Raw genomic sequence first — 2,129 nt, 5'->3', positions numbered from 1 at the left:
TGCATAAACAGATAACTGAGATCACCGGTGCTAATGTCTTCTTTGCCAGGCCTTATCACTCATGGGAGCGTGGTTTAAATGAACACAGTAACGGACTTATCCGCCGTTTTTACCCAAAAGGAACGGATTTCAACTCAGTCACGGACAACGAGATTGCAGAACTTGAGCACATACTTAATACTCGGGGACGAAAATCGTTGGGCTATTTTTCTCCAAATGAAGTATTTTTAGCTCATCTAATGGCTGCATAACGTTTTATGGGTTTGTTGCGTTTCGACTGGGAATGGGCCGACCAGCTTCCGATAACTTTATCAGCAAAATCAAACTCGGCTTAGGTTTTTCGAGGTGCCCTTTAGTTAAAGTTTTAACCGCCTTAAATGCCTCTCGATATTGAGGATGATTGATAAGATGATAAAGCGGCTGTGGACAGGCATTTTCCTCAATATCACAACAGTTTGCGACAATTTGCAACACATCCTGACCATGGCAGGGGATCTCCTGCCCAGTTAAACCAAGAGTATGCAGTTGTGTCAATGAATTAGGCAAATAACGCGCCATTTTCCATAGATGTTCTTCTCTAACAATAAAATTGACCGCTAAGTCACGCCGTCGGGCGCCAGGCTGCTAATTGTTTAAGACAGGCAAGCTGTTGAGCCCGCAATTGCCAACTATTTTTAATACTTTTATATGCATCTGCGGGTGATAATATCTCTTGTCGACGTAACAAAATCCGCTGGCATTCATCGGTTACCGCCGGTAAATAGCCTAATTGATTAATCAACGACAGTAGTTTTTCGGCTAAAGGTAATAAAAAAAACACATCAGCGGCCGCATATTGACACTGTTTATCACTCAACGGCCGAATAAGCCAGTCTGTTCGTGATTCACTCTTATCTAACGTAATTGTTAAATATTCATTCACTAAGCTTGCAAACCCGCTAAAAATGGGATGACCAAGAAATGCTGCCATAATCTGGGTATCTAGCATCGGCGCTGGAACACAAGCCAAATGATGTAAAAATACTTCTATATCTTCACTACCAGCATGCAAGATTTTAGTCACTTTGCCATCTGTTAATAAATTTCTAAACGACTCCATATTAGTAATGGCAATAGGATCAATTAATGACAGCTGCTCACCGTCATATAGCTGAATAAGACCAAACTGTGGATAATAAGTTTTTACTCGTACAAATTCTGTATCTAAAGCTATTTTGTTAGCCTTCGCTGCTGCTTGACAAACTTTCTTAAGTTGAGCATCTGTGGTAATCAACTGATAATTCAAAACGTCTTTCTCTTTGTGATTTATTTTTAACAACACCTGTCTTGCTTGGCCGCCACTTTAGCGATGCTGTTTATCAAAATGAACTATCTAATGTTTGTGTTACTTGATGATTTTCTGTCGCTGTCTGATATTTTTTCTGCTCTTCTTCTCTTAATTGTCGTCGTAAAATTTTACCTACATTCGATTTAGGTAACTCAGAGCGAAACTCAAAAAACTTAGGCACTTTATAGGCAGTCAAATATTGACGGCAATAGATTTTTAATTCTTCAGCAGTCAAAGCAGGATCAGTAGATACCACAAAGACTTTGACCGCTTCACCAGTATTTTCATCTACCACACCAATTGCTGCATTTTCAATGACTTTGGGATGATTAGAGATAACTTCTTCAATTTCACTCGGGTATACATTAAAACCAGAAACTAAAATCATATCTTTTTTGCGATCAACAATTTTAATAAAGCCTTTTTCATCGATCTTGGCAATATCACCGGTCGCTAACCAACCATCTTTCATCACTTCGTCGGTCATAGCAGGAGAGCGCCAATAACCCTTCATGACTTGAGGACCACGTACCAACATCTCACCTGGCTGGCCAATTGGAACTTCATTACTACTATTATCAATAAACTTGACTTCAGTTGAAGGCATAGGGTCGGGTAGCAAGAGCGTATTTCTGCGCTCCCGCCCCCTAAGAGGCTGTCGCAAAAGGGGTGGAATTTTTTTTTCAACAATATCCCACCGTGCAGATTTTCTCTTTTTCTGATTTTAGTTTGTACAAATAATAGACTGAAAATCATCCATAATATCAGAGCAACCGCTCTTGATAAGTTATAGGCCATTGCA

Annotated in this window: 4 protein-coding genes and 1 pseudogene; 1 reads left to right on the top strand and 4 read right to left on the bottom strand. The window is 39.8% G+C overall.

What is annotated here, in order from left to right; genetic code table 11:
- A partial coding sequence (locus tag CBG25_RS13850; RefSeq protein ID WP_290603699.1) for an IS30 family transposase occupies window positions 1–251 on the top strand: 251 nt, incomplete at its 5' end.
- Between the two features lie 4 nt (window positions 252–255).
- Here CBG25_RS13850 and CBG25_RS13845 read toward each other — a convergent pair.
- From CBG25_RS13845 to CBG25_RS13830, 4 genes and pseudogenes are all read right to left on the bottom strand, one after another.
- The gene (locus CBG25_RS13845) at window positions 256–558 is read right to left on the bottom strand and encodes a hypothetical protein (RefSeq protein WP_290607338.1); all 303 of its coding nucleotides are present in this window, start codon (window positions 556–558) and stop codon (window positions 256–258) included.
- Window positions 559–601: 43 nt separating this feature from the next.
- Window positions 602–1,285 carry a hypothetical protein gene (locus tag CBG25_RS13840; RefSeq protein ID WP_290607336.1) on the bottom strand — a complete coding sequence of 228 codons (684 nt, stop codon included), beginning with the start codon at window positions 1,283–1,285 and terminating at the stop codon, window positions 602–604.
- A 73-nt stretch (window positions 1,286–1,358) separates the two neighbouring features.
- Window positions 1,359–1,955: pseudogene (locus CBG25_RS13835) on the bottom strand (AMP-binding protein); the annotation flags it as partial.
- The coding region (locus tag CBG25_RS13830; protein WP_290607340.1) for a hypothetical protein at window positions 1,838–2,129 on the bottom strand (292 nt) is incomplete at its 5' end. The pseudogene CBG25_RS13835 and the gene CBG25_RS13830, both read right to left, overlap by 118 nt.

The sequence above is a fragment of the Arsenophonus sp. ENCA genome (assembly GCF_002287155.1).
Lineage (GTDB): Bacteria > Pseudomonadota > Gammaproteobacteria > Enterobacterales > Enterobacteriaceae > Arsenophonus > Arsenophonus nilaparvatae.
This window is presented reverse-complemented; position numbering and strand designations above follow the sequence as displayed.

Excerpts from the sequence above, each read along its gene's own strand:
- CBG25_RS13845 (WP_290607338.1), bottom strand. The coding sequence starts at position 558 with ATGGCGCGTTATTTGCCTAATTCATTGACACAACTGCATACTCTTGGT.